Origin of the sequence: Acinetobacter sp. BSP-28 (assembly GCF_044130285.1) — a bacterium.
In the GTDB taxonomy this organism is placed as follows: Bacteria; Pseudomonadota; Gammaproteobacteria; order Pseudomonadales; family Moraxellaceae; genus Acinetobacter.
On record NZ_JBIQOB010000043.1, the window covers coordinates 1 to 6,448 of the forward strand.

Consider the following 6,448-nt stretch of genomic DNA (forward strand, 5'->3'; position numbering starts at 1 on the left):
ATCAGCATACCAGTGGCTGAGGAAAATCAAGGTAATTTCAATGACTTCCTGAGTGAACTAGAAATGCTTAAAAAAGGCACTTAACGATGCGATTAATACGTATATCAACATCAGAAGCCGTCCCATTAGAGGACGGTTTTTTATGGTCTGATGAATTTGAATGGAAGCCGATTGAGCAGAAACAGGATCGTGCGATTGATGGCACCTTAATTGTTCAGGAAGGTAAAAAGAAGTCAGGCCGACCAATTACGCTAAAGCCATCAGATACAGGGATGGGGTGGATCAATCGACGGGATTTAAGAAAAATTCTGGCATGGTCTGAACTGCAAGAAGAATTCAGCCTGCAATTTGAATGGCCGCATGATGCGCGGCAGTTCAATGTGATTTTTAACCACGAAGCTGGAGCTTTAGAGGCTGCTCCGGTAAAGGGCATCCCGACTGTCTCAGAAGATGATTATTACAACGTCACCATGCGTTTTACGGAGCTAGACAATGCCAATTGAAACCAAAGACCTGGTGCTCTATGAATCCGAGCGCTTAACAGACAATACGGATGGTGGTGGTAAATATAATGGCCAAGTCATTGTAGATGGTCAGAGTAATAACCTGTTCAATGATGTATCTGAATTAGATCGAACCATGGGTGATGTATCCATGCGTAAGATCTTCCCGGCCGTCACTACCAATGATACTGATAAATTAATGGGTGCGACGGTCTTTATCTCAGAGAATCCGAAAGATCCGAATGTATCCGCATTGCTGTTCAGTACAAAGTCATGGACGGATGAGCGTCAAGCTGCACAGAACCGGGTTGAAAACTACCTAGCTAAAGGCGGCCAGATTGCCGGCATACCACTGGATACGCACTGGACAGGCATGAAGTCACTGCAAGTCGCCATGTTTCCTCAGGAAATTGAAAGTTCAGTAGGTGACACTATCGTGCTGATCAGTGATGAAGGTAAGCCTTTACAGCATGAGCAATATCTACGTATAACCAAGGTGGAAACCCGTACCGCAATCACGGTGATTGATGGTAAATATGTTGAATACAAGATTGCCACTTATACGTTTAATGACCCACTTGATATGGATTATGTAGGAGTTTCAGCACGTCAGTGGTACGGTGGACAAGCATCAAAAACGATTATCCGTGAATCCATTGTGGCTGATACTGGTGAGTACTATGCATCCACTGGCTTGGCTGAAGATGCACAAGTGGGTGAATACACAGTTAAGGCAGAAAGTATTTTTAGCCAGATTATTCCATCTGCTCAAACTGAATCGCCAATTGTTGATGTAAACGCGGCAGGTGAAAGCGCCATCTTAGTGTCGGGGAATAATGGCTCAATTACTGCCAGTTTTTCTATAATCATAGGGGTAAGCCAAAATCTATATATTGGCTCATCAGTAATGCCTTCAAGTGTAGCTTTTTCATTGTTTGGCCAACCTGTAACTGATCAGGGTGGGCTGCTTAAAAATTCAAGTGGCACTCAGGTTGGTACCATTGATTATCAACGCGGTTTGATTCAATGGACCTCTGCAGCTACCGTAGGAGCAACGACATTAAGTATCACGTTCAAGCCAGCAGCTTCGCCAAACCAGTACTTCCAATCTGAAGCGAGACCAGTTACCCAGAACAATCAAAGCTTAAACTGGACTGGGGTCTTGGTTCCAATCCCAGCACCTGGCAGTCTTTCTATTTCATACATGTCGCAAGGCAAGTTTTATGAATTAAAGGATGATGGATCGGGGCAGCTTAAAGGATCGAGTAGTTCATTTGGCTCTGGACGAATTGACTATGAAACTGGGTCATGGTTACTCACAACCGGTGCTTTGCCTGATGTGGATACGCCAATTTTGCTTCTTTGGGGCACACCTATTGTGACTTTTGTGCGCTCAGGCCTGAGCGTAGAAAAGGCTGCCTTTGATTTTGATTTAGGGCAAACAGGGATTGCTCCTGGGGTAACTGTTAATTGGACACTAGAAGGTGTGGCTAAAACTGCAGTCAGTAATGCACAAGGCAAATTTACTGGTGATGCAACAGGTGAGATTAACTACACCACAGGCATTGGTAAAATCATTCCGGTCAAGCTGCCTCAGAAAAATACCCAATTTACGGTGATTTATAACTTTGGTGAGCAACTCACACAAACCAAGTCTGCAATTACGCCAGATAGTAATCAAAAGCTTAGTTTCACCATCGGAACAGGTGCAGCCATTCAGCCAAACAGTATAGAACTCACCATCCCAGTTGTTGATCAGACAGGTCAACACAATGGCACTACTCAGGTAATTGATGTGCCGATTAATAGCACTATAGGCAATCTGGTAACTAATACTGGTGAAATTCAGGGAACGATTAATTACACCAGTGGTGCAGTTGAGGTTACTCCTATTTTGATTAAAAAACTGCTTGTTCCAACTTTTACTTTATCAGCTACATACGCTGCTGCGTAAGTGAGGCATTATGGGTTTTTATTTACCCCAAACATCCAGCATCTCTGGACAAGAAGTTACCTTAAAGGCCTTTCAGGCGGTGGATGTATCAGTCAAGTATCGTGATACCTCGGGCTTAAATTCAGGCTCTAAGATTGTGACCGGAGATAAATTGCGTTTAGATTTATCCTCAGGTTTTGATGAACAGATTTTGACAGGTTCAGCACGTTTTAAGGTAGGTACCGATACTTTTCTTGATCGTACCGGAACACTGTATCGCAATGTGGAACCATCAAATAATAGCGGGGTCGCATCTGGTGTGATCCAGTATGGTACCGGTCATGTTGAGATTGACTCATGGACTCCAAATGCCGATAACACTGTAAGCTTACAGTCACTCACAACAACAACCGATTTACCGCCATTAAACCGGATCAGTTTTAGGACACCTATCATTCCAATTCGACCGCAGTCTTTAACTGTGGTTGTGGCCTCATTGGAATATGGTCAACTTACACTCACTACCGATGAGAATGGCATCATTGAAACCAGCCGGGCACATGGCTCTATCAATCATGACACTGGGTTTGTGAATATCTATTTTTATATCAAGACCGAAATCACCTTGGCCAACCGTGCCGAGATTGAAGCAAACGACTGGTATGATCCGCTGCTTGAATATGATGAAGCAGGGAAAACCTATATCAATGTACCGGTGTGGATTGATGCTTCCTCAGTGCGCTATAACGCCATTGCCTATACCTATATTCCGCTAGATTCGGAAATCTTGGGTTTATCTGCAACACGTTTACCGCTAGATGGCCGAGTACCGATTTTCCGTGTTGGGGATATTGGGATTATCAGCTCAACCAAATTTTATGAGTTGCCTGATTATATTGCTGGGCAGACGTATTCACTGGCAGACCAGCGCATCTCATATCTTGAACTTGAGGATAGCGAAGGAACCAAGGTTTCTTATGACATGTATGTCGTTGATTATGACTACGGAAAATTCACCCTAAATGGTGATTTTGCCTTGGGTGCTCTGGTTGCGCCGCTAAAAGCTAAATATCGCTATCAAGATATGGGTTTGATCCGGGATGTGCAGATCAATGGTCAGATCACTTTTACCAAACCAGTCACTCATAATTATTCTGTAGAGAATTCAATTGTTGGGTCTGCGCTGGTCATTGGTGATATGCAAGCCCGTTATACACGTAAGTTCGTGCAGCAAACATGGAATAGTGTTTGGGTGGATGAGGCAACTGGAAGTGCAATTTCAGCTAATTACAACGATGCGCTCTATCCAATTCAAGTCACAAACAAGGGCGCTATTCAGGAACGTTGGGCATTAATATTTACTGATGCACAGTCATTCAGATGTGTTGGTGAGTATTCCGGCCAGATTGGCACTGGCACAATTAATATGGACTATGCACCGATTAACCCGGTGACAGGTGTGCCGTATTTCATAGTTAAAAAAGAAGGCTGGGGTGCTGGCTGGGTAAGTGGCAACGTCCTACGCTTCAATACGATTGCTGCAACTTTCCCGGTATGGGTGATTCGTACCGTAAAACAGTCTGAACCTACTGTGCTGTCTGACCAGTTTCAGATCATGTTACGTGGTGATATTGACCGTATTGCTTAAAATTTAAATCAAATATGACCGCTATAAGCGGTCTTTTTTATGAGTATTCGCTAATGGCGACAGATGTAGATGTTCAGTATTTCAGTCATGTAAATGGCTTGACGCTTGGCAATAACTGGGGTGATTTGATTCGCTTGCTAGATAAAGCATTGGTCACCGGTATTGACTTAACACAAATCACAAGTGCTTCAATTGATGCCCAGGGTGATGTTCATATCACCTTTTATTCAGCACACAACGCCATGTTATTTCAAATTATTGAATTGACAGGATTCTCACCAAGTACTTTTAATCAAAAATACCGCATCAAAGGTGTTCCAAACTCTACACAACTGATCTTAAAACCGAAAGTTGCGATTAGTGAATCCATAATCAGTATTACGGGAATGGCTAAGCTTGCATCACTGGGTTATGACATTATTTTCCGTGATACAAACGATGTAAAGCGTGTTTATCGCGCCAAAAACCCACGTGCTGAACATCCGTATATTCGGGTAGATGAAACAATTTCAGACGGTACTAATTCTTATAACTCAACCTATGCAAAATCAGCAATGGTTGGGCTTATCGAGAATATGACCCATATCGATGACTTTGAAGATCCAAATAAATTACAACTACCTTTTAATAGTTTAGAACCTAAGAAAAATTGGACAATAACTGGAACAGGTTTAAATGTTGTACGCGGATGGTCAAAGTGGCATTGGGCAACTGATCGCGGCTATGAAATTCAGGAGTCAAATTATGTTTCTAATGGAAATAGAAGATTCACGTTAGTTGGAGATTGCAATGCGTTTTATTTGCTCTATAACTCTGCAGTAAATGGAAGTAAGCGTTTAAACGGATGTGGATTATTTAAAAATAGTTTCGATAATAATTTAATTCCAAACTGGTTCTTAATGTCATGCATTTCAAACAACAATGCATCGCAATATGTATCAACATCAATCCCTGGCTTTTTACCATTATTCAAAAGCGAATTAGCTTCGAGATTTTTTACTAACCAATTTAATGTCTTGAATCGATTATCAAATCATGCTGAAGCCATTCCGCTAGTTCCAAGTCTCAACTCAGGCGCTACAAGTGTTTTTGGTCAAACCAATGTACCAGCCTTAGAAATCCCATTTTATGATTCGAACGCATTCTTACGTGGTTCTCTTTATCATGTTTTTTATGCTGGTAAAAACATCAGCAGCTTTACCGAAACAAAGCCAATAATAGCTGATAAAAGCATGTATGTGGCAGACAGTGCTTATATAGATGGTGGTGACAACTTTATTGGTGGATTGTATTTCTATCTGGGAGAGCTTGAATGAAACCATGTTCTCGAAAAGCAATGCCTTCATCAAGTCTATTGCAAAGCATCACTACAGGCCCTGTTGTTGGGAAGATCAAAGGTTCTGTAAAAGCACTGGGACAACGATATAGAAATGCCACGATAGTGCTTTACAACAAATCCAATTTACAACTTATTGCGATAAGCCGACCCGATCCAGATGGCAATTATCAGTTTTTAGGGCTAAATACAGATTTAAAGACTTTTATCGTAGCTCTCGATCAGAAGAAAAAATTTAATGCAGTCATTCAAGGTAATGTGGTGCCGAAATGAGTCAATCATCTATAAAAGCCAAGCTTGCAATGGCACAAAGCCTTGCTAATTTTATGGATAGCGGTAGCCAAAGTGCTACCGTTATTTTTTATGAAGGCACACAGCCTGCGGGTCCAGAAGTTGCAGCAGATTCCAACAAGGCTTTGGTTGCGCTGATTTTTCCCGAGCCCTGTATAAAAGAAATAACTGCGGCCTATGTAGAGCTACATCAAACAGATATAGCTACTGTAACCAAGACAGCTACAGCAACTTGGGCACGAATCTTTAATGGTGCGGGTGAAGTGGTTGTTGATTTGACAGTGGGTACAGATATTTCTCTCACCAATCAAAATCTTGTGCTTGGAGGATCATTCCAAGTCAACTCTTTTAAAATTAGACCATAGGTGAGGCATGCCAGGTATTCGTTTAGAGTTTGCACAGTTTGGTCATTTCGATTCATTCGACATCATTCGCTCTGTGACCAGTATGGTTGGTGTTGCCGATGTGGATTTGCCAACACCAATCGCTACCGGTTTAAAGACCATGTATTACGTGGACACAAGCGTTGTAGAAGGACAAAAATATTATTACAAAGTCCGCGTATGGCGTGGCACCACCAGTTTTGTTAGTAGTGAAATTTCAATCATTGCTGACGCAGATGAATATTGGGCCAATGTTACTTCATTGCTTCATTTCAATGGTGCTAACAATTCAACTACATTCACCGATCAAAAAGGTATTGTGTGGAATAGGTCTGGCAATCCAGTTATCTCAAC

The 6,448-nt window shown here is 42.0% G+C and carries 7 protein-coding genes; all 7 read left to right on the forward strand.

The genetic code is table 11. The features are described from left to right. The first annotated feature begins 86 nt into the window (after positions 1-86). The gene (locus tag ACE01R_RS17190) at positions 87-503 is read left to right on the forward strand and encodes a hypothetical protein (RefSeq protein WP_395552714.1); all 417 of its coding nucleotides are present in this window, start codon (positions 87-89) and stop codon (positions 501-503) included. Then, positions 493-2,457, forward strand: a complete 1,965-nt coding sequence (locus ACE01R_RS17195) for a hypothetical protein (RefSeq protein WP_395552715.1) — start codon at positions 493-495, stop codon at positions 2,455-2,457. Before ACE01R_RS17190 ends, ACE01R_RS17195 begins: the two co-directional genes overlap by 11 nt. A gap of 10 nt (positions 2,458-2,467) precedes the next feature. After that, the gene (locus tag ACE01R_RS17200; RefSeq protein ID WP_395552716.1) at positions 2,468-4,084 is read left to right on the forward strand and encodes a hypothetical protein; all 1,617 of its coding nucleotides are present in this window, start codon (positions 2,468-2,470) and stop codon (positions 4,082-4,084) included. 53 nt (positions 4,085-4,137) lie between these two features. Then, on the forward strand, positions 4,138-5,400 hold the full coding sequence (locus tag ACE01R_RS17205; protein ID WP_395552717.1) for a hypothetical protein: 1,263 nt from the start codon (positions 4,138-4,140) through the stop codon (positions 5,398-5,400). Continuing rightward, positions 5,397-5,693 (forward strand): hypothetical protein, encoded by a 297-nt coding sequence (locus ACE01R_RS17210; RefSeq protein WP_395552718.1) that lies wholly within the window; start codon positions 5,397-5,399, stop codon positions 5,691-5,693. Before ACE01R_RS17205 ends, ACE01R_RS17210 begins: the two co-directional genes overlap by 4 nt. Continuing rightward, positions 5,690-6,076 (forward strand): hypothetical protein, encoded by a 387-nt coding sequence (locus tag ACE01R_RS17215; protein ID WP_395552719.1) that lies wholly within the window; start codon positions 5,690-5,692, stop codon positions 6,074-6,076. Before ACE01R_RS17210 ends, ACE01R_RS17215 begins: the two co-directional genes overlap by 4 nt. Before the next feature lie 7 nt (positions 6,077-6,083). Next, positions 6,084-6,448: hypothetical protein (locus tag ACE01R_RS17220; protein WP_395552720.1), on the forward strand; the 365-nt coding region annotated here is incomplete at its 3' end.

What these genes read in the sequence shown, in the direction of transcription:
- ACE01R_RS17210 (WP_395552718.1), top strand. Translation starts at nt 5,397, where the DNA reads ATGAAACCATGTTCTCGAAAAGCAATGCCTTCATCAAGTCTATTGCAA.
- ACE01R_RS17190 (WP_395552714.1), top strand. Translation starts at nt 87, where the DNA reads ATGCGATTAATACGTATATCAACATCAGAAGCCGTCCCATTAGAGGAC.
- ACE01R_RS17200 (WP_395552716.1), top strand. Translation starts at nt 2,468, where the DNA reads ATGGGTTTTTATTTACCCCAAACATCCAGCATCTCTGGACAAGAAGTT.
- ACE01R_RS17215 (WP_395552719.1), top strand. Translation starts at nt 5,690, where the DNA reads ATGAGTCAATCATCTATAAAAGCCAAGCTTGCAATGGCACAAAGCCTT.
- ACE01R_RS17205 (WP_395552717.1), top strand. Translation starts at nt 4,138, where the DNA reads ATGGCGACAGATGTAGATGTTCAGTATTTCAGTCATGTAAATGGCTTG.
- ACE01R_RS17195 (WP_395552715.1), top strand. Translation starts at nt 493, where the DNA reads ATGCCAATTGAAACCAAAGACCTGGTGCTCTATGAATCCGAGCGCTTA.